This window comes from Stutzerimonas stutzeri (assembly GCF_051028275.1).
GTDB lineage: Bacteria > Pseudomonadota > Gammaproteobacteria > Pseudomonadales > Pseudomonadaceae > Stutzerimonas > Stutzerimonas stutzeri_AS.
The window spans coordinates 4,018,291-4,039,305 of the sequence record NZ_CP069269.1; the positions used below are offsets into that span (position 1 = coordinate 4,018,291).

Consider the following 21,015-nt stretch of genomic DNA (forward strand, 5'->3'; position numbering starts at 1 on the left):
GACCTAGGCTTGCAGCGCCTTGTCCAGCGCTCGTTCGAGCTGCGCCTGAACACTGCTGCCCATGACAGCCAGGAGCGGGCCTAGATCGAGCTGCACTCGAACACGATCATCCTCGACCTCGATACGCCCATCAGCACCGCTGCGACGAACTTCCAGCACGTCTCCCTGCCACTCACAGCGCACGCCGTAATCTCGCACCAGCTTCGCTGCCACCTGCTCGGCCTTCTCGCGGGCGGCGGCCAGGCCAAGGTTGTGGTTGCGCTCGACGATGATGCGGGCCATTGCGACTCCTGACGACGGGTTAAAAAAGGCGCGCACTATATCAGTTGCCGCTCCATGCAACCGGCCGTCGGGCTGCGCCCGGCCGCTTAGGTCTGCGCTGACTTGACGCTCGCCGCTTGGCGCTCGACGGTGCATTTAGGTTTAGAATGCGGGCACATTCTTCCGGTGACAGTGACATGACCGATCCCCGCATAGAGCGTGACGCAGAACCCACTACCCACTTCGGCTACAAGAACGTGCCGGAGAGCGAAAAAGCGCAGAAGGTGGCCGAGGTCTTCCATTCAGTCGCCGCCAAGTACGACCTGATGAACGACCTGATGTCCGGCGGCGTGCATCGCCTCTGGAAGCGCTTCACCATCGAGCTTTCCGGTGTCCGCCATGGCAACCGCGTCCTGGACATCGCTGGCGGCACAGGCGACTTGGCACGCCAGTTCTCGCGCATCGTCGGGCCTACCGGCGAAGTCGTACTGGCCGACATCAACGCCTCGATGCTGAAAGTCGGACGCGACCGCCTGCTCGACAAGGGCGTGGCGGGCAACGTGAAGTTCGTCCAGGCTGACGCCGAGAAGCTGCCCTTCCCTGACAATCATTTCGACGTCGTTACCATCGCCTTTGGCCTGCGCAATGTGACGCACAAGGAGGACGCCATTGCGTCCATGCTGCGCGTGCTCAAGCCGGGCGGAAGGTTGCTGGTCCTGGAGTTTTCCAAACCGACCAATCAGCTGTTCTCGAAGGCCTACGATGCTTACTCGTTCAGCCTGTTACCGATGATGGGCAAGCTGATCACCAACGATTCCGAGAGCTACCGCTACCTGGCCGAATCGATCCGCATGCACCCGGATCAGGAAACACTCAAGGGCATGATGGCCGACGCCGGCTTCGAGCGCGTCACCTATCACAACATGACTGGCGGCATCGTCGCTTTGCACCGCGGCATCAAACCCTGATGCTGCGCGCTGCCCTGCTGGCCGGCGCCGAGCGCGGCATCAACAGCGTACTGCGCCTGGACCCGACCGCCTTACCGCGGCTGGCCAGGCTCAGCGGCCGGATCATCGAGATCGACTGCACGGCACCGGCTTGGCGATTGTTCATCCTGGCCGATGACGATGGCCTGCGGCTGGCTGCGCAATGGGGCAGCGACGCGGATTGCCGCCTGCGTGCGTCCGCCACTAGCCTGATGCGCCTGGCGACCACCCGCAACAAGACGACGATCCTGCACGGCCCAGACGTCGAGATCGAAGGGGACAGCAGCGTGCTGATCAGTCTGGCCGAGGTCCTGCAAGACCTGGAGCTGGACTGGGAATACGAGGTAGCACGCTGGCTGGGGCCGGTCGGCGCGCACCTCTTGGGCGCCAGCGCGCGCAGCCAGTCCGCATGGCTTCGACAAAGCGCTGACAGCCTGCAGCAGAACCTGGCGGACTACCTCAGCGAAGAATCACGGATGCTGGTCGGCACGGCTGAGGCCGAAACGCGCTTCGCCGAACTTGACCGCCTCAAGCTCGACCTCGACCGACTCGAAGCCCGTATCGAGCGGCTCACTCACCTTTCGAAACCAGACCGATCCGAATGAAGCTGTTCGCCGCGGCCCGCCGCCTGTTTCGCATCCTGCTGGTGGTGATCCGTTACCGGCTGGACGACATCATCCTCGACTTGCCGATGCCGTGGTGGCTGCGTGCGACCAGCTATCTGCTGCCATGGCGCTGGCTACCACGCCGCCGCACTGCGCTTTCCCGAGGCGCGCGCCTACGCCTGGCGCTCGAGGGGCTCGGCCCGATCTTCATCAAGTTCGGCCAGATTCTCTCGACCCGACGCGATTTGCTGCCGCTGGACATCGCCGAAGAGCTGGCCATGCTTCAGGACCGAGTGCCTCCGTTCGATTCGGCTGTCGCCACTGCGCTCATCGAGCGGGCGCTGGGCGCGCCAGTGAGCGAGGTGTTTGCTCGGTTCGACAGCAAGCCACTGGCGTCTGCCTCGGTTGCCCAGGTCCATGCCGCCAGACTGCGCAGCGGCGAAGAAGTGGTGGTCAAGGTTGTCCGGCCGAACTTGCGGCCCATCATCAGTCAGGACATTGCCTGGTTGTTCTTGCTGGCGAAGACTGCTGAACGCGCCTCGAACGAAGCCCGCCGCCTGCATTTGGTGGAAGTGGTCGACGACTACGCCAAGACAATCTACGACGAACTCGACTTGTTGCGCGAGGCGGCCAACGCCAGTCAGCTCAAGCGCAACTTCCAAGGTTCTCCGCTGCTCTACGTCCCTCAGGTTTACTGGGACTATTGCCGCTCACAGGTGCTGGTCATGGAGCGCATCTACGGCGTACCAGTGACCGACATGAAGCGTTTGGCAGAACAGCGCACCGACATGAAACAGCTGGCCGAGCGCGGCGTGGAGATCTTTTTCACCCAGGTCTTCCGCGACAGTTTTTTCCATGCCGACATGCATCCCGGGAACATCTTTGTCAGCTCCCATCAGCCGTGGAACCCTCAATACATTGCGGTGGACTTCGGTATCGTCGGCAGCCTCACCCCGGAAGATCAGGACTACCTGGCACGCAACCTGATGGCATTCTTCCGCCGCGACTACCGTAAGGTGGCGCAACTGCATATCGATTCGGGCTGGGTGCCAGCGGAGACCAAGGTCAACGAGTTCGAGGCGGCAATCCGTACCGTCTGCGAGCCGATCTTCGAGAAACCGCTGAAGGACATTTCCTTCGGTCAGCTACTGGTGCGCCTGTTCCAGGTTGCGCGCCGCTTCAACATGGAGGTCCAGCCGCAGCTGGTCCTGCTCCAGAAAACGCTACTGAACATCGAAGGCCTGGGCCGGGAGCTGTACCCCGAGCTGGACCTGTGGGCGACGGGACAGCCCTACCTCGAGCGCTGGATGCGTGAACGCATGAGCCCCAAGCAGTTGCTGAAGAATGCCCAGGCGCAGATCGAGCAATTGCCGCACCTGGCCGGCATGACCCGTGAACTGCTCGAGCGCATGTCGGGCCCCCACGCGAACAACCTGCCGCCTCCCTGGCGGGAGCATCGTCATCACTGGCCGTTGCGCCTCGTCGGTGCGGCCCTGCTGGGCGGAGGTGCCACGCTGGCCGCTGGCGCAGAAAGCTTTTCAGCGGTTGCCGCTTGGCCCGCCTGGTTGATGCTCGCGACCGGCATTTACATCGTGGTGCGCCGATAGCCACCCGCCTGCAGGGCTGGCACACTTGGCGCATTGAATGGAGAATTCGATGAACTGGCTGGACGAAATCAACTGGAACGAGGACGGCCTGGTGCCGGCAATCTCCCAGGACCATCAGACCGGGCGCATCCTGATGATGGCCTGGATGAACCGCGAGTCGCTGGAGCTGACCACAAAAGAGAACCGCGCCATCTATTGGTCACGTTCGCGTGGCAAGCTGTGGCGCAAGGGGGAGGAATCTGGCCACGTGCAGCATCTTCACGAGCTGCGCCTGGATTGTGATGCCGACGTAATCGTATTGATCGTCGAACAGATCGGTGGGATCGCCTGTCACACCGGCCGGGAAAGCTGTTTCTATCGAGTCCTTGAGAATGACGAGTGGAAGACCGTCGAACCGGTTCTAAAGGACCCGCACGCGATATACGCGGAGCACACGCATGAGTGATACTTTTTCCCGTCTGGCCGAGGTTCTAGAGGCCCGTAAGGGTGCCGCACCGGACAGTTCCTACGTCGCCAGCCTCTATCACAAGGGACTCAACAAGATTCTCGAGAAAGTCGGCGAGGAGTCGGTGGAAACCATACTGGCAGCCAAGGATGCCGCCAGCAGCGGTGACGCCAGTGATCTGATCTACGAAACCGCCGACCTCTGGTTTCATAGCCTGGTCATGCTGGCCGCGCTGGATCAGCATCCACAGGCGGTACTGGACGAATTGGACCGGCGGTTCGGTCTCTCTGGGCACGCGGAAAAAGCCGCTCGCCCGCAACCCTGATACACAACTTCGGAGTACTGCAGCATGGGTTTTGGTGGAATCAGCGTCTGGCAACTCCTGATCATTCTGCTCATCGTGGTCATGCTTTTCGGCACCAAGCGCCTCAAGGGCATGGGCTCGGACCTGGGCGACGCAATCAAGGGCTTCCGCAAGTCAATGGGCACCGACGACGAAAAGCCCAGCGTCGACGATAAGCAGAGTCATACCATTGATGCCGAGGCCCGCAAGGTCGAAGAACCGACGAAGAAGAACTGAGGCGCCATGTTCGATATCGGCTTTACCGAGCTGCTGCTGATCGGCCTGGTTGCGCTGTTCGTGCTGGGTCCGGAACGCTTGCCTGGTGCGGTACGCACCGCAGGTCTATGGATCGGGCGCGCCAAGCGCAGCTTTGCGAGCATCAAGTCCGAAGTCGAGCGCGAGATTGGCGCCGACGAGATTCGCCGTCAGCTGCACAACGAGCGCATCCTCGACCTCGAGCGGGAAATGAAGCAGAGCATCATGCCCAGTTCGCCCAGCGCAAACAGCACGCCGTCCCCACAATCGGCTACACCGCCACCGGATGCTACCCCTTCCGAAGCGGCAGCGCCCGCCGAAGCCAAACCCGCCGACACGGCCCCCATACCTCGCCCGGACAAATCGCCTGAGCCATGAGCAAAACATCCACCGATGATCAGGAAATGCCGCTGGTTGCCCACCTGACGGAGTTGCGTAAGCGTCTGCTGCGCTGCGTGGTAGCAATCTTGCTGCTGTTTGGCGCATTGTTCTACTTCTCACAGCAGATCTATGCACTGGTCGCCGCCCCACTGAGGGCGTACCTGCCTGAAGGCGCGACCATGATTGCCACCGGTGTCGCCTCGCCGTTCCTGACGCCCTTCAAGCTGACCATGATGGTGGCGCTGTTCCTGTCGATGCCGGTCATCCTGCATCAGGTCTGGAGCTTCATTGCTCCCGGCCTGTACAAGCATGAAAAGCGCGTGGCGGTCCCTTTGCTGATCTCAAGCATCTTCCTCTTTTACGGTGGCATGGCATTCGCCTACTTCGTCGTCTTCCCGATCATGTTCGGCTTCTTTGCCAGCGTGACGCCGGAAGGCGTGGCGATGATGACCGACATCGGCCAGTACCTTGATTTCGTCCTGACGTTGTTCTTTGCCTTTGGCGTCGCGTTCGAGATTCCAGTGGCGACCTTCCTGCTGATCTGGGTGGGCATCGTCGACGTAGCCAGCCTGCGCAAGAGCCGTCCATACGTCGTCGTCGGCTGCTTCGTCGTCGGCATGGTACTGACACCGCCGGATGTGTTCTCTCAGGCGTTGCTCGCCATCCCTATGTGGATACTGTTCGAAGCCGGGCTGCTCTGCGGCAGCATGGTGAAGAAGCGCGAAGAGGAATTCCAAGGCGACGCAGAGGGCAGCGAGCCCCACCACGGCGATCAGCCACCTGCTTCGCACCCGTGAATCTGCTGTTACTGGAGGCGGCCGACTTTGTTGCCGCCGACCGGGTAGTCCTGCGAGACCGCCGCCTGACGCATATTCACGAGGTTCACCGCGCCGAGGCGGGTGAGTGTTTGCGTGTCGGGCTTATCGGTGGCGAGATGGGCCAAGGGCACCTGCTACGTTTGACCCCTAGCGAAGCCGAACTCAAGATTGAGCTCCAGCAAGCCCCACCAGCCAAATTACCCGTTACGCTGCTGCTGGCGTTGCCCCGCCCAAAGATGTTGCGCCGCGTGCTACAGACCATAGCCAGCATGGGCGTGCCCAGGCTTGTGTTGCTCAACAGCTACCGAGTGGAAAAAAGCTTCTGGCAGACGCCTTTTCTAGAACCGCAGGCCATCCGCGAGCAGCTGCTGCTCGGTTTGGAGCAGGCGCGCGATACCGTGTTGCCTGAAGTCATCATCGAGAAACGCTTCAAGCCCTTCGTAGAGGACCGCCTGCCACAACTCGTCGCCGGTACCCGCGGCCTGGTCGGCCACCCAGGCGAATACCCAGCCTGCCCTCGGGCATTGATCGAACCGGTGACCCTGGCCATTGGGCCGGAAGGCGGCTGGATACCCTACGAAGTCGAGAAACTGACCGATGCCGGCTTGCAGCCCGTTCAGCTCGGCGAGCGCATCCTGCGCGTGGAAACCGCCGTCAGCGCCCTGCTGGCGCGCCTGTTCTGACCCGCGTTTCTAGAATTGAGACGCAGTACCGATAAACGTAGTGCACGTACTCGGTGCACACGGGTCAGAGACAGTGAACCCTGATGACAGTTGTAGCCATGCGACCCTTGACCATCGACCTTCACCGCCTGGAATACGCGCTGGACAATCGCGATGCCACGGAGCACTACCTGGACCTGGAGTCAGGTGAGATTCGTGCGGTGTTCCCTGGCGAAGCAGCGCCGGGCGTCAATGAGAAGTATGACGTGCAGGATGACCGTTACCTGCATATCGAGCCGCTCGGCTTACCGCAGTCCATCGCCATGCGCGAGGCGTTTCTCTTCACGCAGCATGACCCGAACGCCCATGCCGTTCTAAGCAATGCACTGCAGGGACGCAAGCCGCTGCGCACCTTCGACTTCAAGCTGGAAGACTTCCCGGCGGTCCGCCAGGCCTGGTTGGAATACCAGACCGTGCAGCTACGTGAATATGCGATCACCTGGTTGCACGAAAACGGGCTCGAACCGTCGAGCCGCTGACCTGGCACTGGCGTCAGCCCTCAGCTCTCCAGCAGAAAGGTCACCGGCCCGTCGTTTTGAAGGTGCACCTGCATGTCGGCACCGAAACGGCCGCATGCCACCTGCGCATGCTGCAAGCGCGCTTGAGCGACCAGATAGTCGTAGAGTGCTCTGCCGAGTTCCGGCGGTGCGGCCGTTGAAAAGCTCGGCCGTAGGCCGCTGCTTGTGTCAGCCGCCAGGGTGAACTGAGAAACCAGCAACAGCCCACCGCCAACATCTGCCACCGAACGGTTCATCTTGCCGTTCTCATCGCTGAAAACCCGGTATCGCAATAGCTTGTGCAGGAGCTTATCGGCACGCGCCTGATCATCTTCCCGCTCCACCCCTAACAGCACCAACAGCCCTTGGTCGATGGAACCTACTGTCTCGCCCGCCACCTCGACCCTCGCCTGTCTTACGCGCTGGATCAGGGCCTTCATCAGGCTTCTTCGGGTGGTAGATCGAGCAGACGCTGGGCTATTTGGGCAGCGGCACGGACCAGTGCATCGCAGATCCCGGACTCGGAAGCCGAATGCCCCGCTTCGCGGATGATCTGCAGCTCACTGTTCGTCCATGCTTCGTGCAGCTCCCACGCATTGTCCAGTGGGCAGATGACGTCGTAGCGGCCGTGGACGATGATGCCGGGCAGATGCGCGATCTTGTGCATGTCGCGAAGCAGCTGATTGGGCTCCAGGAACGCCTGATTGACGAAGTAATGGCATTCGATGCGCGCCATCGCCAATGCCCGATGCGTATCGGAAAAGCGATCGACCACCTGAGTATTGGGCCGCAGGGTGGCAGTGCGGCCCTCCCAGCACGACCAGGCCTTAGCCGCATGCATCTGGGCAATCTGATCCGTGCCGGTCAGACGTTTGTAGAACGCCTGCATCAGATCACCATGCTCCTCCGGTGGGATCGGCGCGATGTAGTCCTGCCAATAATCAGGGAACAACCGGCTGGCACCGTCCTGATAGAACCACTGGAGATCCTTCGGTCGGCAGAGAAAAATCCCGCGCAGGATGAGCGCATGGACGCGCTCTGGAAAGGACTGCGCATACGCCAGTGACAGCGTCGAGCCCCAGGAGCCACCGAAGAGCACCCATTTGTCGATGCCGAGAAATTCACGGATGTGCTCCATGTCCGCGATCAGGTGCGCAGTGGTGTTATTTTCGAGACTTGCGTGAGGGGTGGAACGACCGCAGCCACGCTGATCGAAGGTGATGATGCGGTAAAGGTTGGGATCGAAGAAGCGTCGACTCAGCGCATCACAACCGCCGCCTGGGCCACCGTGAACGAAGACCACAGGCAGGCCCTCCGGTGACCCACTCTCGTCGACGTAAAGCACATGCGGCGCTTCGACCGCCAGCTCATGCCGGGCGTAGGGTTTGATCTCCGGATACAAGGTCTGCATGGCACACTCCATGATCGGTACGCGGGTGAGGACCGCCTGACGTTTCCGGCATCATAACGAGGTTCGAGAGGTTAGGCATGCCCGTATGGAAATTAGCCGTCGCGTTCGTGACGGTGGCGGTACTGTTGGTGGGATGCGGTCGCGATGATCCGGAGGCTGCACTGAAGGCAGCGGTTGATTCACTCCAGAGCAGCATCGAGAACAAGGACACTTCCCAGCTCATGGACCTCGTCCACAACGAGTTCAGCGCTAATCGGGAGCTGGACCGGGACTGGGTGCGCCGTACAGCGACCCTGATGTTCCTGCGCCATCGCAATGTGCGCGTGATCGCGCTCAACAGCCGCAGCTGGATCGACCCCACCTATCGCGACAAAGGCTATAGCGAAGCTCAGGTGGCGTTGACCGGCGCTGAAGCACTCCTGCCCCAGCGGCTCGGGCATTACGACGTCAGACTCGAATGGTGGCTAACCGACGGTCGATGGCAGCTGGCACGATTGAGCTGGGACTGACGCGGGTATAGCTGCGGTCTGTGCCGTCACTGGCGAGCACTCAGCCCGACTCTCCGCGCCAGATCAGCTCGCTGGTGTCATAGCCACGCTTACGCGCCTCGTCGAGTAAACGGTCACGGGTCGCAGCATCGATGTCTTTTTCCCGCGAAAGCAGCCAGAGGTAATCCCTGTCCGGGCTTCCCACCAGCGCCGCGCTGTAGTCGTCGGCCAGATAGAGAATCCAGTAATGCGCCTTGGTCAGGCTCGGGAAAAGATTGCTGAACCAGTTATCGAAGCGCACCCAAAGTCTGTCCGTCTGGCCCTCCTGCTGGGGAACCGCCTCGCCCTCGGCCTGCTCCCATTCACCCTCTTCTGTTTCGCAACGATTGGTCACCGCGACACTGCCGTCTTCCTGCAGACGATAACTGGCCTGCGACCGGACGCAATTGCGCTGAAAAAACATGGGCAGCCGCGCCTGCTCGTACCAGGTCCCCTGGTAGCGCTCAAGATTGACCTGTCCGGCCGTTTCCGGCCCGTCGACATCCGCACCGGAGCCAGCACAGCCGGCGATCAGCAGCGCTGAACACATCGCAACGAATAGACGCATAGCACCCCCTATTTCAAGCCTTGGCCAGAGAACATCATGACTTTGTCGCCTGCAAACTGAATGCTGATGAAGCGATTCTTCTGCCCCCAGGTGCAGCTCGACATGCCCAGCGCACCGGCGCATTCGCCCGGCTTGCCCAGCAGCTGTTCAACCTCGGCACGGGGCATCCCGGCCTTCAGCTTGGCGAAATTCTCCTGAGTCACTGGGCTGCATGCAGCCAGCACGATTACGGCAGTGATCAGTGACAGATGGCGCAACGACATGACAGGTTCCTTTGTTTATCGGCAACTGGCCGTGCTTGGCCACGCCTGGCAGTAATGGTTAGGAAGCGAGCCGCTCGGGAGGTTCCGCGCCTGGCTAGAAGCGTGAACCGGGCTCGGCAAGAAAAGCCCGTTCGGCCTCGCTGGAGGTCCGTCCGAGTATTTCGTTGCGATGGGGAAAACGGCCGAAACGGGCAATGACCTGCCTGTGGCGCTCAGCAAAGTCGAGAAAGTCGGCAAACAGCTTTTGCTCTTCTGCATCGGCAATGGCCAGGAGCTGCTCGAACTGCTGCACGGCCTGATCTTGGACGCTGAGATTTTCCGCATGCTCAAGTACTAGATAAACGAACACCCGCTGGATGGGCGCAAGCAGAACATCGCCGCCATGGGCCATGCCATCGCGCACAAGCTGCAGGGCGCGGTCGTCGCCTGCGAACGCCTGCGGTGTGCCGCGATGGATCATGCGTGGCAGCTGGTCAAGCAAGAGGACAAGCGCGAGCCAGCCCTGCGGCGACTCGGCCCACTCGTCAAGCTCACCGCTGAGCGCACGTTCGGTGATCACACCGAAACGCTCTCGGGCTTCGGCATCCTGTTCGGGCTTGTAGCCGAACCAGAGCCCCATTCTTGCGCCGGCTATTTCACTGGCGGTAGTGCCCTCGCCAAACCACCAGCTCAGCAAGTCCTGCGAGGGCGACGTCACGTGTCAGCCCTTGTGGTAGCCAGTGACGCGTTCGACTTCTTCCTTGGAGCCCAGGAACACAGGCACACGCTGGTGCAGCGACTCGGGCTGAACATCGAGGATTCGCTGAGTGCCGGTAGTCGCCGCGCCACCCGCCTGCTCGATGATGAAGGACATCGGGTTCGCCTCGTACATCAGACGCAGCTTGCCGGCCTTGCCGGGTTCGCGTGAATCACGCGGATACATGAACATGCCACCGCGGGTCAGGATGCGGTGCACGTCGGCGACCATCGAGGCGATCCAGCGCATGTTGTAATTCTTGTTCAACGGGCCTTCTTGGCCGGCCAACAATTCGCTGACGTAACGCTGAACCGGTGCTTCCCAGTGGCGCTGATTGGACATATTGATGGCAAATTCAGCAGTGCTTTCCGGAACGCGGATGTTGTCATGGGTCAGTACGAAACTGCCCAGCTCGCGGTCGAGGGTGAACCCCATGACGCCGTTACCCAGGGTCAGCATCAGCATGGTCTGCGGGCCGTAGATCGCGTAACCCGCCGCAACCTGCTTGGTGCCGGGCTGAAGGAACGCTTCCTCACCGAGCACGTCGTTCTGACTGAAGCACTCACCGGGGCAGCGCAGTACAGAGAAGATGGTGCCGACCGATACGTTGACGTCGATGTTGCTGGAGCCGTCCAGCGGGTCGAAGACCAGCAGGTAAGCGCCTTTCGGATACTTGCCAGGAATCTGGTAGGCATTGTCCATTTCTTCGGACGCCATACCGGCCAGGTGACCGCCCCACTCGTTGGCTTCAAGCAGGATTTCGTTGGAAAGGACGTCGAGTTTCTTCTGAACCTCGCCCTGAATGTTCTCGGTTTCGGTTGCACCAAGAACGCCGCCCAGCGCGCCTTTGGAGACGGCGTGACTGATTTCCTTGCACGCTCGAGCCACTACTTCGATAAGGAAGCGCAGATCTGCAGGGGTGTTGTTGCTGCGGGTCTGCTCAATCAAGTAGCGACTCAGGGTTACGCGTGACATGGAATGGCTCCGGAGGGATGGATAAGCCCGCGCAGTTTAGCAGGCCAGGGGGAAACTAACCCTCCCTCAGACCTGTCAGCAACGCGCAGAGTTCAGCGAAGCGGCAAAGTGCCTGTAAGCCACCCTTCCGTCATCACAAAATTTCCATCGTGATGCGGGGCGGCACCGGTCCGATCCGTCCCGGCAAGCCGCCCCACTCTGCACGTCAGAGCACCTTCCAGATTTCCTCGGCGTATTCGCGGATGGTGCGATCCGACGAGAACCAGCCGGTACGAGCGGTGTTGAGCACCGCCGAGCGCCACCAGCTGTCCGCGTCGCGCCAGCGCGCCTCGACTTCCAGCTGCGCCTGCCAATAAGCCTCGAAGTCGGCACAGACCATGAAGGTGTCGTGCCATTTCAGGCCGTCGATCAAAGCGGTGTAGCGACCCGGATCGTCAGCGGAGAAGGCGCCATTGCGGATCGCCATCAATACTTCGTTGAGCCGCGGCGAACCGATGATAGTGGCTTCGGCGTTGTACTCATTGGCCTGTTTGCGCGCCTCGACCTCCTGCGCGGTCATGCCAAAGATGAACATGTGCTCGGCGCCGATCTGCTCGCACATTTCGACGTTGGCGCCATCCAGCGTGCCGATGGTCAGCGCACCGTTGAGCGCGAACTTCATGTTGCTGGTTCCCGAGGCCTCGAGTCCGGCGGTAGAGATTTGCTCGGACAGATCGGCTGCCGGGATGATGCGCTCGGCCAGGCTGACGTTGTAGTTGGGTAGGAACACGACCTTGAGCAAGCCACGCACGGTGGGATCGTCATTGATGGTTCGCGCGATATCGTTGGTCAGCTTGATGATCAGCTTGGCCGTGTGATAACTGGCCGCCGCCTTACCGGCGAAGATCTTCACGCGCGGCACCCAGTGGCCGCCCGGATCGGAGCGAATGGCCTGGTACAGCGCGACGGTATGCAGCAGGTTCAGCAACTGACGCTTGTATTCGTGGATGCGTTTGACGTGGACGTCGAACAACGCATTCGGATCGACGCTGATTCCCAAACGCTCCTGAATCATCCGCGCCAGCAACTGTTTGTTGCCCAGCCGCTGGGCGGCGAAGCGGGCACGGAAGTCCGGCTGATCGGCACAGGGCTCGAGCTGGCGCAGCATGGTTTCCGGTGAATCGAGCAGGTCCTCGCCGACGTGGTCGACCAACAGGCGAGTCAGCTGCGGGTTGGCCTGATACAGCCAACGGCGGAAGGTAATGCCGTTGGTCTTGTTGCTGATCCGCTTGGGATACAGCGAATGCAGGTCGGTAAATACCGTCTCGCGCATGAGACCCGTGTGCAGCGCCGAAACGCCGTTGACGCAGTGCGAACCGAGAAACGCGAGGTTGCCCATGCGCACGCGGCGACCATGACCTTCCTCGATCAGCGAGACCGAGCGCAGCAGGTTGACGTCATGGATGCCACGCTCGCGCAAGGCATCGAGATGCTGGGCGTTTATCAGGTAGATGATCTGCATGTGGCGCGGCAGAAGGCGCTCCATCAGCCCTACAGGCCAGGTTTCAAGGGCTTCGGGCAAAAGCGTGTGGTTGGTATAGGACAGGGTGCCGACGGTCAGCTCCCAGGCCTTGCGCCAGGGCACGTCATGCACATCCACCAACAGGCGCATCAACTCCGCAACCGCGATCGCCGGGTGCGTGTCGTTGAGCTGGATCGCGGCGAACTCGGGCAGGTTCATCAGGGTGCCACGCTGGTCCAGATGGCGCCGGATCAGATCCTGTAGCGAGGCGGCGACGAAGAAATACTCCTGGCGCAGGCGCAGCTCCTGCCCCGCTTCTGTGCTATCGGCAGGATACAGAACACGGGAGATGCTTTCTGCGCGTGCTTCCTCGGCGACCGCCCCGATGTGGTCGCCGGCATTGAAGCGCTCAAGATGAAAATCCGCCTCGGCCCGCGCACGCCACAGGCGCAGCGTATTGACGCTCGCACCGCGCCAACCCACCACTGGCGTGTCGTAGGCAATCGCGCGAACGCCTTCGGCCCAGTGCCAGAAATGCTTGGGTTGATCCTGGCCCGAGCCGTCCGACGGCATTGCCGCCACGCTGCCGCCGAAGCCAATCAGATAGCTGACCTCCGGACGCTCGAACTCCCATGGGTTACCGAAATTCAGCCAGGTTTCGGTTTGCTCGTGTTGCCATCCATCGACGATCGCCTGACGGAACAGGCCGTGATCGTACCGGATGCCGTAACCATGCGCGGCCACACCGAGGGTCGCCATGCTTTCCATGAAACAAGCGGCCAGACGGCCCAGGCCACCGTTACCCAGTGCGGCGTCAGGCTCGAGTACACGGATACGTTCGAAGTCGACGTCTACGCCGGCCAGCGCCTCGCGCGCCACATCGAGCAGACCCAGGTTGCTGAGGCTGTCGGTGAGCAGACGGCCTATGAGAAATTCCAGCGAGAGGTAATAGACCCGCTTCTTGCCTTCGCGATAGCCCTGTCGGGTACGGTCCATCCACTGGTCGATCATGCGGTCACGCGTGGCCAGCGCCACCGCCTCGAACCAGTCATGGTCGGAGGCATGCTCGGGGTCCTTGCCGATCGAATAGGTCAGCTTGCTGATTACGTTTTCACGAAATGCTGCGACCTCATCGGCGTTGGGAGCAGTCGTTTCTTGCGTCATGGACAGACCTCGTGGAGCTGAGAAATAGGACAAATGAGGGGTTCATGGCGGCGTCGGGCCACCGCAGGAAATGGCATGCAGACAGGTTTGCAGGTTTCGCCTGAATTTGCGTGACCGTCTGTCCGGCGTTCGACTCGTCGGATTCACTGGAAATTCCGCGCCGTGTCGTTATGATCGCGCGCCGCCATCACCGATACCGCCACCGTGAAGACACGATTAATCGCTTCGGCCGACCCTGACCGCCTGGAAACATGGGCTCGCTACAGCAACGGGCTGTGCCGCGATTGCCGAGCAACCTGCTGCACGCTGCCGGTCGAAGTGCGCTTCGATGACCTGGTTCGTCTGGAACTGGTGAATGCCTTCGAACGTGACGAGCCTCCGAAGAACGTTGCCAAGCGCCTGAGCAAAGCCGGGATCGTCGAACACTTCAACCAGAAGCACGGCATCTTCACGCTGACCCGCCTGGCCAACGGCGATTGCCTCTATCTGGATCGGAAGACACGTTTGTGCACGGTCTACGCCAAACGCCCGGACACCTGCCGCAACCATCCACACGTCGGCCCTCGTCCCGGCTACTGCGCATATCAGCAGAAGCTACCGGCTCGCTGACAGAACACCACTCCATCCGGACAGCCCCCATCCGGGCGCTAAAAACCGCTTAGGGAACTGGCAATATCGTGACTCAGCGGTCATGCTTGACGTCTGCCTGTATCTGCAAACGTTTAGGAATCCGCCCGGCATGAGCCGCGATAGCCGTTACCTGGAAGCCATCCTGCACCACGACATCCCGCTGACCCGAGCGATGGGCCTGCGTGTCGAGCACTGGGAAAATCACGAGCTGCGCTTGAAGGTCCCGCTGCAAGCGAACATCAATCACAAGAGCAGCATGTTCGGTGGCAGCCTGTACTGCGCGTCGGTGCTGGCGGGCTGGGGATGGCTACACCTACGCCTGCGCGAAGCCGGGATCGAAGATGGTCATATCGTTATCCAGGAAGGGCAGATCGACTACCCGCTTCCGGTGGTCGATGACGCGACAGCGATCTGCTCTGCACCAGACGATGGGGCCTGGGAACGCTTCGAGACAATCTATCGCCGCCGCGGCCGTTCACGCCTGACACTCCACAGCCGCATTCTCGCCGCCGATGGCCGCGACGCGGTGCGTTTCACTGGCCAATTCGTGCTGCATCGATAAGCCTGAGCTGCTGGTTCGCTTCACCCTGGAGCGTCAACCATTCCTTCGTGCAACTGTGTTGACGTCGTCCAACAGCGCGACCGCACTCACGCCACACAGCTGCTTAGTAGGAGCGCACCGCTCCCACGCCACTGCCGAAGAGTACAGATGCCGAGCGTTTCGACGAACCGGAACTGTCACACGCGCGGCATCTGGCATATGCAGATCGCCAGATGACGGATCGACAAGGGGTACGCCGGCCCCGGCGCCCCCTGACCATCGCGATTTGATCCGCAGGTGCCGCGACCGCATCGGTCGCAGCACAGGTCACACGTAGCGCGACTTGGGCGTAGCCATTGGCAGCGGGCCGTCTCCAATCAGACGGAACTCGCCTTTGGCCGCATCGTAGGCACGGATCTCGCTGGTGCCGATGTTGTAGACCCAACCGTGAATGAAGAGCTGGCCGCTGGCCAGGCGCGCCGCCACCGACGGATGTGTGCGCAGGTGATCGAGCTGGGCCAGCACGTTTTCCTCGGTCAGCACGCCCAGCGTGTTGTGGTCGGCGCAGCCACAGTTTTCCTCGACTACCGTCCTCGCTACTTCAGCGTGACGCAGCCAGCTGCGTACGGTCGGCATGCCATCGAGACTCGAGGGGTTCAGCACCGCTTTCATCGCGCCGCAATCGGAATGCCCGCAGACGATGATGTGATGCACGCCGAGCGCCATTACCGCGAACTCAATGGCGGTCGACACACCGCCATTCATGATCCCGTAGGGCGGCACGATATTGCCAACGTTGCGGGTCACGAACAGGTCGCCAGGTGAGCTCTGGGTGATCAGTTCCGGCAGGATGCGTGAGTCCGCACAGGTGATGAACATTGCGCGCGGCGTCTGCTCGTGGGCGAGCTTGCTGAACAGCTCCCGTTGCTCCGGATAGATATCTTCGCGGAACTGCATGACCCCCGCGATCAGGTTGTCGAGCGCCTCCTGCGCTGTTTCGGTCGTCTTGTCATCGAGACTCATAACACGATCTCTCTTATGGTTTGGGTAGATACGACGTTGCACGCTTCAAGCCGGACACTCTACAGATGTGACAGACCGTAACGAGCACCGGGGCATGCCCCGGCGTGATGAATCTGGTTCGGTGGCCTTAGAAGATAGACCAGCCAATGCGTTGTGAGAGTTTCTCCAGTGCCGCCATGCCGATCAGCGAATTGCCAGCCTGGTTCAGTTCCGGTGACCAGACACAGACCGTGAAGCGCCCCGGCACCACCGCCACGATGCCCCCGCCCACGCCGCTTTTGCCGGGCAACCCCACGCGGTAAGCGAAATTGCCAGCCTCGTCATAAAGGCCGCTGGTGGCCATGATGGCATTCACCTGCTTGGCTTGGCGCGGTGTTAGCACCGGCTCGCCACCTGCCAGGCACGCGCCGTCGCGGGCCAGAAAGCCAAACGCACGAGCCAGGTCGACGCAGCTCATGCGCAGCGCGCAATGGTGAAAATAGCTGCGCAACACCGCTTCGACATCATTGTGGAAGTTGCCGAATGATTGCATCAAATAGGCCATCGCGGCGTTACGCGCACGGTGCTGGTACTCCGAATCGGCCACTACCGAGTCGGACACGATCAAAGGATTGTTGGACAGATGGCGAACGAAATCGCGCATGGACAGCGCCGGCACGGCAAAGCGCGACTGGTTGATATCGCAGATCACCAGTGCGCCGGCATTGATGAAAGGGTTGCGTGGTATGCCACGTTCAAACTCCAGTTGCACCAGCGAATTGAATGGCTGCCCGGATGGCTCGTGCCCCAGCCGTTGCCACAACGATTCGCCGCAATGCTGAATCGCCTGGACCAGGCTGAAAACCTTGGAAATGCTCTGGATCGAAAAAGGCGTCTTTGCATCGCCGGCGTAGTAAAGCTCTCCCTCGGCGCTGTACACAGCGATGCCCAGCTGATCGGCCGGCACGTGCGCCAGCGCCGGAATGTAATCGGCCACCTTGCCTTGACCGAGCAACGGTCGGACTTCATCGAGGATCTCGTTCAATAGGTTCTGCATGCAGGTCTCATCTGGGTAAGCACACGTGCCGGTGGGTCCAAAACCTCTTTGATGGGATTTCGCCTGGGCCGACCATGCAGTCGCGTCACCGTTACTAGACGCCGACCAAACCGCCGTCATCACAGCTAACGCCAGGCCTGGCTCAATTTTTCCAGCGCCTGGGCGATCCGCTGCTCGTCGACCCCGGCAAAGCCCAACACCAAACCGGCACGCGGCGCCTGGCCCGGCTCAGCCAGGCAATACTCGCTCAGTACACTGAGTTCGACGCCTGGCGTGGCGCGGCGCGCAAGCCGTCGGACTGGTGCATTTCTTCTTCAACGCTCATGCTGGACGGCGGGCGACTACTGCTACCTTCAGGACCTGTTTGTCGACAAAAGACCTGCGCGATGCAGGGGTCGGTCGCATGCTGATCGAACACGTCCATACCGCAGCGCTAGCTGCAGGCGCTTCCCGTGTGCATTGGTTGACGCAAGAACACAACATCACCGCCAGGCAGCTTTACGATCGGATCGCAGAACGCACGGGCTTCGTACAGTACCGAAAGCTGCTCTGACCGGAGCGGCTTGAGGGTCATCAGAACTTGCCCGGCCGCAACACCTGCACGTCGGCGAGGTAGCAGACCATGGCGAAGTTGTCGTAATAGCGAACCTGCAGGTGATCAGCGATGCGCTCGGCGAGTTCGCGGTTGCAGATGATCTCCAGCCGGATATTGCTCTCGGTGTCCCACTCGGCGCTGCGCACGCCGCGACTGCCTCGCCCGCGCGCTTCGGACAGGGTCCAGCCTGGTGCACCGAGGTGGTCCAGGTCGGCCACCAGTTTCTTCTCTAGCGCCGCCTCGCAGATCACGGTGAGCAACGTTCGGGTTGCGATTGTCATGTCTACAGCCCCCAGGAGATCAGGGTTTCGGCCAGCACGAGATACAGCGGAATGCCGACCAGGATGTTGAACGGAAAGGTGATCCCCAGCGACGCGGTCAGCGACAGCGACGGATTGGCCTCAGGCAGTGCCAGGCGCATAGCCGCCGGCACTGCGATATAGGAGGCACTGGCCGCCAGCGTGGCCAGCATCGCCGTACCGCCAAGTGAAAGTCCCATCAGCCGCGCCAACACAGCGCCGATTACCGCGCCGATTAGCGGCATGCCGAGGCCGAATATCGCCAGACGCACGCCGTAGCGGCGCAACGAGCCCATCTGGCCCGAGGCTATCAACCCCATCTCCAGTAGAAACAGGGCGAGCACCGGCTTGAACATGCTGGTGTAGAAAGGTTCGAGCGGCTTGATTCCCTCCTTGCCGGCGATGGCACCGATGACCAGCCCACCAAGCAGCAGCATGATGCTCTTGCCGAGAAAGATCTCGCGACCCAACTCCCGCCAGTTGGTGTCGCGCGTGACGCCTTTGGCGAGCACGATGCCCACGAGAATTGCCGGGATCTCCAGAATCGCCACGAACAGCGGCATGTAACTTTCGAAGGCTATCTTGTTGGCCAGCATGAAAGCCACAACCACGGCGAAGGTCCCGGCACTGACCGAGCCGTAATGCGCCGCGACGCTGGCCGAGTCGACTCGCGAAAAACCTAGCATGCGCAGCGTCGGAAATGCCAACAGCGGCAGCGCACACCCGAGCAGCAACACCAGCGCTGATTGGCCAAGAAGCGCTGCGCTGGCCTGCTCGGCCAACTCTACGCCGCCGTGCAAACCGATCGCCAGCAACAGCAGGATAGACAGCGTTTCATACAGCGCTGGCGGCAGTTTCAGCTCGCTCTTCACCAGCCCGGCGAACAGCCCGAACAGGAAGAACAGCACTACTGGGTCGAGCCCCATCTATACCTCCTTCAGTCATTCAGCCCGCAATACGGGCAAAAAAAAGGGAGCCTTGCGGCTCCCCGTGGGGTGTTTGCTTAGGCTTCGATCTCTATCAGAAGATCGCCGGGCGTCACTCGGTCACCTTTGGCCACATGAACGGCCTTTACCTTACCGGCAATCGGCGCCTGAATCTCGGTTTCCATCTTCATGGCCTCGCTGATCAATACCGCTTGCCCGGCTCGGACCGTATCGCCTTCCTTGACCAGCACATCGACCACATTGCCCGGCATGCTGGTGCTCACGTCGCCCGGACCACTGGCCTGCTTGCGCTGGCCGCCGCCGCTGCCGCTGACGAAGTTGTTCAGCGGCTCGAAGACGACCTCTTCCGGCATGCCGTCGATTGAGAGGAAGAAATGCCGCTTGCCCTCGCCTTTGACACCAACGCCGGTTATATCGACACGGTAGGTCTCGCCGTGCACATCGATGACGAACTCGGTCGGCACGCCTCCGCCGCCAGCGGCGCTGACTGCGGTGCCGTCGGGAATTGGCAGCAGCACTTCGGGTTGCAGGGTACCCGCCTCGCGCTCCTCGAGGAACTTGCGGCCGATATCCGGGAACATGGCGTAGGTCAGCACGTCCTCTTCGGACTTGGCCAGCGCACCGACTTCCTGACGCAGCTTATCCAGCTCGGGCTTGATCAGATCGGCCGGACGCACTTCGATAATCTCCTCGCCGCCGATGGCCTGGCGCTGCAGTTTGGCGTCGATGGTGCCTGGCGCCTTGCCGTAGCCGCCTTGCAGGTAAAGCTTCACCTCATTGGTGATGGTCTTGTAGCGCTCGCCAGCCAGCACATTGAAGAACGCCTGCGTACCGACGATCTGCGAAGTCGGCGTAACCAGCGGCGGGTAGCCGAGGTCCTTACGCACGCGCGGGATCTCGGCCAGGACTTCGTCCATGCGGTTGAGTGCGCCCTGCTCCTTGAGCTGGTTGGCCAGGTTGGAAATCATCCCGCCTGGCACCTGATTAACCTGCACGCGGGTGTCGACGCCGGTGAAGTCGCTCTCGAACTGGTGGTACTTCTTGCGCACCGCATAGAAGTACAGGCCGATCTCCTGGATCAATTCCAGGTCCAGCCCGGTGTCATACGGTGTGCCGCGCAGCGCGGCAACCATGGACTCGGTGCCGGGGTGGCTGGTACCCCAGGCCATGGAGGAAATGGCCGTGTCGATGTGGTCCGCACCGTTCTCGATGGCTTTCAACTGACACATGCTGGCCACGCCGGCCGTGTCGTGGGAGTGGATGAATACCGGCAGGTCGATCTCCGCCTTCAGCGCGCGCACCAGATCACCGGTGGCGAACGGCGTCAGCAGGCCAGCCATGTCCTTGATGGCGATGGAGTCAACGCCCATGTCGCGCATCGCCCGGCCTTGCTCGACGAACAACTCAACGGTGTGCACCGGGCTGGTGGTGTAGGCGATGGTGCCCTGGGCGTGCTTGCCGGTCTTCTTCACCGCACGGATGGCAGTTTCCAGGTTCCGCACATCATTCATCGCATCGAATATGCGGAACACGTCGATGCCGTTGTCTGCCGCCTTGGCACAGAACGCCTCGACTACATCATCCGCGTAGTGCCGGTAGCCCAGCAGGTTCTGCCCTCGCAGCAACATCTGCAAGCGGGTGTTTGGCAACGCGGCCTTGAGCTGACGCAGGCGCTCCCAGGGATCTTCTTTCAGAAAACGCACGCAGGCGTCGAAGGTCGCCCCACCCCATACCTCCAGCGACCAGTAACCGACGCGGTCCAGCTTTTCGCAGATCGGCAGCATGTCTTCGGTGCGCATGCGCGTGGCCAGCAGCGACTGATGAGCATCACGCAAGATGGTGTCGGTAACGGTGATTTTCTTTTGAGCAGTCATGGTTC

Annotated in this window: 27 protein-coding genes; 14 read left to right on the forward strand and 13 right to left on the reverse strand. The window is 61.2% G+C overall.

All coding sequences use genetic code 11. From position 1 onward, the window contains the following. Nucleotides 1–3: 3 nt before the first annotated feature. Nucleotides 4–282 (reverse strand): polyhydroxyalkanoic acid system family protein, encoded by a 279-nt coding sequence (locus JQR87_RS18665; RefSeq protein WP_407294362.1) that lies wholly within the window; start codon nucleotides 280–282, stop codon nucleotides 4–6. A gap of 176 nt (nucleotides 283–458) precedes the next feature. On the opposite strand from JQR87_RS18665, the gene ubiE reads away from it, so the two are divergent. The 10 genes from ubiE to JQR87_RS18715 all read left to right on the forward strand — a co-directional run bounded on the left by ubiE (nucleotide 459) and on the right by JQR87_RS18715 (nucleotide 6,902). Next, on the forward strand, nucleotides 459–1,229 hold the full coding sequence (ubiE, locus tag JQR87_RS18670) for a bifunctional demethylmenaquinone methyltransferase/2-methoxy-6-polyprenyl-1,4-benzoquinol methylase UbiE (protein ID WP_407294360.1): 771 nt from the start codon (nucleotides 459–461) through the stop codon (nucleotides 1,227–1,229). Further along, nucleotides 1,229–1,852 (forward strand): ubiquinone biosynthesis accessory factor UbiJ, encoded by a 624-nt coding sequence (locus JQR87_RS18675; protein ID WP_407294358.1) that lies wholly within the window; start codon nucleotides 1,229–1,231, stop codon nucleotides 1,850–1,852. The genes ubiE and JQR87_RS18675 overlap by 1 nt, the downstream gene beginning before the upstream one ends. Further along, nucleotides 1,849–3,459: a ubiquinone biosynthesis regulatory protein kinase UbiB gene (gene ubiB, locus JQR87_RS18680; protein WP_407294357.1), complete on the forward strand. Its 1,611-nt coding sequence runs from the start codon at nucleotides 1,849–1,851 to the stop codon at nucleotides 3,457–3,459. The genes JQR87_RS18675 and ubiB overlap by 4 nt, the downstream gene beginning before the upstream one ends. A gap of 49 nt (nucleotides 3,460–3,508) precedes the next feature. Next, nucleotides 3,509–3,904 (forward strand): phosphoribosyl-AMP cyclohydrolase, encoded by a 396-nt coding sequence (gene hisI / locus JQR87_RS18685; RefSeq protein ID WP_407294355.1) that lies wholly within the window; start codon nucleotides 3,509–3,511, stop codon nucleotides 3,902–3,904. Continuing rightward, on the forward strand, nucleotides 3,897–4,229 hold the full coding sequence (locus tag JQR87_RS18690) for a phosphoribosyl-ATP diphosphatase (protein ID WP_407294354.1): 333 nt from the start codon (nucleotides 3,897–3,899) through the stop codon (nucleotides 4,227–4,229). The genes hisI and JQR87_RS18690 overlap by 8 nt, the downstream gene beginning before the upstream one ends. 24 nt (nucleotides 4,230–4,253) lie before the next feature. Continuing rightward, nucleotides 4,254–4,484, forward strand: coding sequence for a twin-arginine translocase TatA/TatE family subunit (gene tatA / locus JQR87_RS18695; protein ID WP_407294353.1), 231 nt, complete (start codon nucleotides 4,254–4,256; stop codon nucleotides 4,482–4,484). 6 nt (nucleotides 4,485–4,490) lie between these two features. Continuing rightward, entirely contained in the window at nucleotides 4,491–4,880 is a 390-nt protein-coding gene (tatB, locus tag JQR87_RS18700) for a Sec-independent protein translocase protein TatB (RefSeq protein ID WP_407294352.1), read from the forward strand. Next, on the forward strand, nucleotides 4,877–5,680 hold the full coding sequence (gene tatC, locus JQR87_RS18705; protein ID WP_407294351.1) for a twin-arginine translocase subunit TatC: 804 nt from the start codon (nucleotides 4,877–4,879) through the stop codon (nucleotides 5,678–5,680). The genes tatB and tatC overlap by 4 nt, the downstream gene beginning before the upstream one ends. Beyond that, nucleotides 5,677–6,384 (forward strand): 16S rRNA (uracil(1498)-N(3))-methyltransferase, encoded by a 708-nt coding sequence (locus tag JQR87_RS18710; protein ID WP_407294350.1) that lies wholly within the window; start codon nucleotides 5,677–5,679, stop codon nucleotides 6,382–6,384. The genes tatC and JQR87_RS18710 overlap by 4 nt, the downstream gene beginning before the upstream one ends. Before the next feature lie 98 nt (nucleotides 6,385–6,482). Then, complete coding sequence (locus tag JQR87_RS18715; RefSeq protein ID WP_407297896.1) at nucleotides 6,483–6,902, forward strand: UPF0158 family protein; 420 nt, start codon at nucleotides 6,483–6,485, stop codon at nucleotides 6,900–6,902. A 20-nt stretch (nucleotides 6,903–6,922) separates the two neighbouring features. On the opposite strand, the gene dtd is transcribed toward JQR87_RS18715, so the two are convergent. Beyond that, nucleotides 6,923–7,360: a D-aminoacyl-tRNA deacylase gene (gene dtd / locus JQR87_RS18720; protein ID WP_407294349.1), complete on the reverse strand. Its 438-nt coding sequence runs from the start codon at nucleotides 7,358–7,360 to the stop codon at nucleotides 6,923–6,925. Then, nucleotides 7,360–8,331, reverse strand: a complete 972-nt coding sequence (gene pip, locus JQR87_RS18725) for a prolyl aminopeptidase (RefSeq protein ID WP_407294347.1) — start codon at nucleotides 8,329–8,331, stop codon at nucleotides 7,360–7,362. The genes dtd and pip overlap by 1 nt, the downstream gene beginning before the upstream one ends. A gap of 77 nt (nucleotides 8,332–8,408) precedes the next feature. Here pip and JQR87_RS18730 point away from each other — a divergent pair, with 77 nt between their 5' ends. After that, nucleotides 8,409–8,840: a hypothetical protein gene (locus tag JQR87_RS18730; protein WP_407294346.1), complete on the forward strand. Its 432-nt coding sequence runs from the start codon at nucleotides 8,409–8,411 to the stop codon at nucleotides 8,838–8,840. A 40-nt stretch (nucleotides 8,841–8,880) separates the two neighbouring features. Here the strand turns inward: JQR87_RS18730 and JQR87_RS18735 are convergent, their stop codons facing one another. The 5 genes from JQR87_RS18735 to JQR87_RS18755 all read right to left on the reverse strand — a co-directional run bounded on the left by JQR87_RS18735 (nucleotide 8,881) and on the right by JQR87_RS18755 (nucleotide 14,065). After that, nucleotides 8,881–9,426: a lipocalin family protein gene (locus tag JQR87_RS18735; protein ID WP_407294344.1), complete on the reverse strand. Its 546-nt coding sequence runs from the start codon at nucleotides 9,424–9,426 to the stop codon at nucleotides 8,881–8,883. Between the two features lie 8 nt (nucleotides 9,427–9,434). Then, nucleotides 9,435–9,689 carry a hypothetical protein gene (locus JQR87_RS18740; RefSeq protein ID WP_407294342.1) on the reverse strand — a complete coding sequence of 85 codons (255 nt, stop codon included), beginning with the start codon at nucleotides 9,687–9,689 and terminating at the stop codon, nucleotides 9,435–9,437. Between the two features lie 94 nt (nucleotides 9,690–9,783). Continuing rightward, nucleotides 9,784–10,386 (reverse strand): DUF924 family protein, encoded by a 603-nt coding sequence (locus tag JQR87_RS18745; protein WP_407294341.1) that lies wholly within the window; start codon nucleotides 10,384–10,386, stop codon nucleotides 9,784–9,786. A gap of 3 nt (nucleotides 10,387–10,389) precedes the next feature. Continuing rightward, a complete protein-coding gene (locus JQR87_RS18750; protein WP_407294339.1) occupies nucleotides 10,390–11,400 on the reverse strand; it encodes a class 1 fructose-bisphosphatase in 1,011 nt (336 codons plus the stop codon). A 205-nt stretch (nucleotides 11,401–11,605) separates the two neighbouring features. After that, entirely contained in the window at nucleotides 11,606–14,065 is a 2,460-nt protein-coding gene (locus JQR87_RS18755) for a glycogen/starch/alpha-glucan phosphorylase (protein WP_407294337.1), read from the reverse strand. 204 nt (nucleotides 14,066–14,269) lie between these two features. Between JQR87_RS18755 and JQR87_RS18760 the strand changes: the two genes are divergently transcribed. Together JQR87_RS18760 and JQR87_RS18765 are read left to right on the forward strand one after the other, a co-directional pair. Next, on the forward strand, nucleotides 14,270–14,674 hold the full coding sequence (locus tag JQR87_RS18760) for a YkgJ family cysteine cluster protein (RefSeq protein ID WP_407294335.1): 405 nt from the start codon (nucleotides 14,270–14,272) through the stop codon (nucleotides 14,672–14,674). 130 nt (nucleotides 14,675–14,804) lie between these two features. Beyond that, on the forward strand, nucleotides 14,805–15,257 hold the full coding sequence (locus JQR87_RS18765) for a thioesterase domain-containing protein (RefSeq protein ID WP_407294333.1): 453 nt from the start codon (nucleotides 14,805–14,807) through the stop codon (nucleotides 15,255–15,257). A gap of 306 nt (nucleotides 15,258–15,563) precedes the next feature. On the opposite strand, the gene JQR87_RS18770 is transcribed toward JQR87_RS18765, so the two are convergent. Continuing rightward, nucleotides 15,564–16,259, reverse strand: a complete 696-nt coding sequence (locus JQR87_RS18770; protein ID WP_407294331.1) for a carbonic anhydrase — start codon at nucleotides 16,257–16,259, stop codon at nucleotides 15,564–15,566. Between the two features lie 127 nt (nucleotides 16,260–16,386). Next, entirely contained in the window at nucleotides 16,387–17,295 is a 909-nt protein-coding gene (gene glsB / locus JQR87_RS18775) for a glutaminase B (RefSeq protein ID WP_407294329.1), read from the reverse strand. Between the two features lie 301 nt (nucleotides 17,296–17,596). Here glsB and JQR87_RS18780 point away from each other — a divergent pair, with 301 nt between their 5' ends. Beyond that, nucleotides 17,597–17,848 (forward strand): GNAT family N-acetyltransferase, encoded by a 252-nt coding sequence (locus JQR87_RS18780; protein WP_407294327.1) that lies wholly within the window; start codon nucleotides 17,597–17,599, stop codon nucleotides 17,846–17,848. A 20-nt stretch (nucleotides 17,849–17,868) separates the two neighbouring features. Here JQR87_RS18780 and JQR87_RS18785 read toward each other — a convergent pair whose 3' ends face one another. The 3 genes from JQR87_RS18785 to oadA form a co-directional block, all read right to left on the reverse strand. Then, on the reverse strand, nucleotides 17,869–18,171 hold the full coding sequence (locus JQR87_RS18785) for a P-II family nitrogen regulator (protein ID WP_407294325.1): 303 nt from the start codon (nucleotides 18,169–18,171) through the stop codon (nucleotides 17,869–17,871). A gap of 2 nt (nucleotides 18,172–18,173) precedes the next feature. After that, nucleotides 18,174–19,115, reverse strand: a complete 942-nt coding sequence (locus JQR87_RS18790) for a sodium-dependent bicarbonate transport family permease (protein ID WP_407294323.1) — start codon at nucleotides 19,113–19,115, stop codon at nucleotides 18,174–18,176. 77 nt (nucleotides 19,116–19,192) lie between these two features. Further along, a complete protein-coding gene (gene oadA, locus JQR87_RS18795) occupies nucleotides 19,193–21,010 on the reverse strand; it encodes a sodium-extruding oxaloacetate decarboxylase subunit alpha (protein WP_407294321.1) in 1,818 nt (605 codons plus the stop codon). Nucleotides 21,011–21,015: the final 5 nt, after the last annotated feature.

What these genes read in the sequence shown, in the direction of transcription:
- JQR87_RS18665 (WP_407294362.1), bottom strand. Translation starts at nt 282, where the DNA reads ATGGCCCGCATCATCGTCGAGCGCAACCACAACCTTGGCCTGGCCGCC.
- ubiE (WP_407294360.1), top strand. Translation starts at nt 459, where the DNA reads ATGACCGATCCCCGCATAGAGCGTGACGCAGAACCCACTACCCACTTC.
- JQR87_RS18675 (WP_407294358.1), top strand. Translation starts at nt 1,229, where the DNA reads ATGCTGCGCGCTGCCCTGCTGGCCGGCGCCGAGCGCGGCATCAACAGC.
- ubiB (WP_407294357.1), top strand. Translation starts at nt 1,849, where the DNA reads ATGAAGCTGTTCGCCGCGGCCCGCCGCCTGTTTCGCATCCTGCTGGTG.
- hisI (WP_407294355.1), top strand. Translation starts at nt 3,509, where the DNA reads ATGAACTGGCTGGACGAAATCAACTGGAACGAGGACGGCCTGGTGCCG.
- JQR87_RS18690 (WP_407294354.1), top strand. Translation starts at nt 3,897, where the DNA reads ATGAGTGATACTTTTTCCCGTCTGGCCGAGGTTCTAGAGGCCCGTAAG.
- tatA (WP_407294353.1), top strand. Translation starts at nt 4,254, where the DNA reads ATGGGTTTTGGTGGAATCAGCGTCTGGCAACTCCTGATCATTCTGCTC.
- tatB (WP_407294352.1), top strand. Translation starts at nt 4,491, where the DNA reads ATGTTCGATATCGGCTTTACCGAGCTGCTGCTGATCGGCCTGGTTGCG.
- tatC (WP_407294351.1), top strand. Translation starts at nt 4,877, where the DNA reads ATGAGCAAAACATCCACCGATGATCAGGAAATGCCGCTGGTTGCCCAC.
- JQR87_RS18715 (WP_407297896.1), top strand. Translation starts at nt 6,483, where the DNA reads ATGCGACCCTTGACCATCGACCTTCACCGCCTGGAATACGCGCTGGAC.
- dtd (WP_407294349.1), bottom strand. Translation starts at nt 7,360, where the DNA reads ATGAAGGCCCTGATCCAGCGCGTAAGACAGGCGAGGGTCGAGGTGGCG.
- pip (WP_407294347.1), bottom strand. Translation starts at nt 8,331, where the DNA reads ATGCAGACCTTGTATCCGGAGATCAAACCCTACGCCCGGCATGAGCTG.
- JQR87_RS18730 (WP_407294346.1), top strand. Translation starts at nt 8,409, where the DNA reads ATGCCCGTATGGAAATTAGCCGTCGCGTTCGTGACGGTGGCGGTACTG.
- JQR87_RS18735 (WP_407294344.1), bottom strand. Translation starts at nt 9,426, where the DNA reads ATGCGTCTATTCGTTGCGATGTGTTCAGCGCTGCTGATCGCCGGCTGT.
- JQR87_RS18740 (WP_407294342.1), bottom strand. Translation starts at nt 9,689, where the DNA reads ATGTCGTTGCGCCATCTGTCACTGATCACTGCCGTAATCGTGCTGGCT.
- JQR87_RS18750 (WP_407294339.1), bottom strand. Translation starts at nt 11,400, where the DNA reads ATGTCACGCGTAACCCTGAGTCGCTACTTGATTGAGCAGACCCGCAGC.
- JQR87_RS18755 (WP_407294337.1), bottom strand. Translation starts at nt 14,065, where the DNA reads ATGACGCAAGAAACGACTGCTCCCAACGCCGATGAGGTCGCAGCATTT.
- JQR87_RS18765 (WP_407294333.1), top strand. Translation starts at nt 14,805, where the DNA reads ATGAGCCGCGATAGCCGTTACCTGGAAGCCATCCTGCACCACGACATC.
- JQR87_RS18770 (WP_407294331.1), bottom strand. Translation starts at nt 16,259, where the DNA reads ATGAGTCTCGATGACAAGACGACCGAAACAGCGCAGGAGGCGCTCGAC.
- glsB (WP_407294329.1), bottom strand. Translation starts at nt 17,295, where the DNA reads ATGCAGAACCTATTGAACGAGATCCTCGATGAAGTCCGACCGTTGCTC.
- JQR87_RS18785 (WP_407294325.1), bottom strand. Translation starts at nt 18,171, where the DNA reads ATGACAATCGCAACCCGAACGTTGCTCACCGTGATCTGCGAGGCGGCG.
- JQR87_RS18790 (WP_407294323.1), bottom strand. Translation starts at nt 19,115, where the DNA reads ATGGGGCTCGACCCAGTAGTGCTGTTCTTCCTGTTCGGGCTGTTCGCC.
- oadA (WP_407294321.1), bottom strand. Translation starts at nt 21,010, where the DNA reads ATGACTGCTCAAAAGAAAATCACCGTTACCGACACCATCTTGCGTGAT.